The organism is Novosphingobium sp. FG90 (assembly GCF_057808725.1).
The window spans coordinates 1-693 of record NZ_JBMDIO010000118.1; the positions used below are offsets into that span (position 1 = coordinate 1).

Annotated in this window: 1 protein-coding gene and 1 pseudogene; both read right to left on the reverse strand. The window is 65.1% G+C overall.

Annotated features, from left to right (window positions below; genetic code table 11):
* Positions 1-266: DNA polymerase ligase N-terminal domain-containing protein (locus ACODRZ_RS26795; RefSeq protein WP_488973197.1), on the reverse strand; the 266-nt coding region annotated here is incomplete at its 3' end.
* A pseudogene (locus ACODRZ_RS26800) lies at positions 238-693 on the reverse strand (non-homologous end joining protein Ku); the annotation flags it as partial. The pseudogene ACODRZ_RS26800 and the gene ACODRZ_RS26795, both read right to left, overlap by 29 nt.

A 693-nucleotide genomic window follows, 5' to 3' on the forward strand; every position in this document is an offset into this window, starting at 1 on the left:
GCAAGGCGCTTGTCGTCGGGATCGGCGCTTGGCCCCCGGGTCACCGCCCAGGACTTGAGCACGCCATCGACTTCGAGGCGAAAATCCCAGTGCAGCCGCCGCGCCGCGTGCTTCTGCACGATGAAGGAATTGCCGCCGATCTTGCCGCTTTTGCCCGCAGGTTCGGCAGTCTTCGCGAAGTCGCGCTTGCGGTTGTACTCGGCGAGGAGGTCGGCGCCGGGATCACCGGCCTTGCCGCTACGCCCGCTTGCGGGCACGGCTGCCACCCGAGGGCGAGGTCTTCTTCGCCGCAGGCTTGCGTGTCGAGGCGGTGGACTTGCTGGTGGCCTTGCCGTCCCCGACCGACTTCTTAAGCGCTGCCATCAGGTCGATCACATTGCCTTTGCCGGTGGTGGGTTCCTCGACGTCCTCCAGGATGCGCTTGTTGCTCTTCGACTTGGCCTTCTTGTCGATCAGGCGGTGGAGTGCATCGACATAGCGGTCGTGGAATTCGGCGGGCTTGAACGGTGCGGTCTTCTTGTCGATCAGCGTCGTCGCAAGATCGAGCAGGTCGGCGTCGGGCTTCGCATCCTCGATATCGCGGAAGTAGCCGTGCGCCTTGTGAACCTCGTCGGCATAGCGCAGCACTTCCATCACCAGCCCCCGCCCGCACGGCTTGATCGATACCAGCTGCTCGCGCCCGCGCACCGCCAG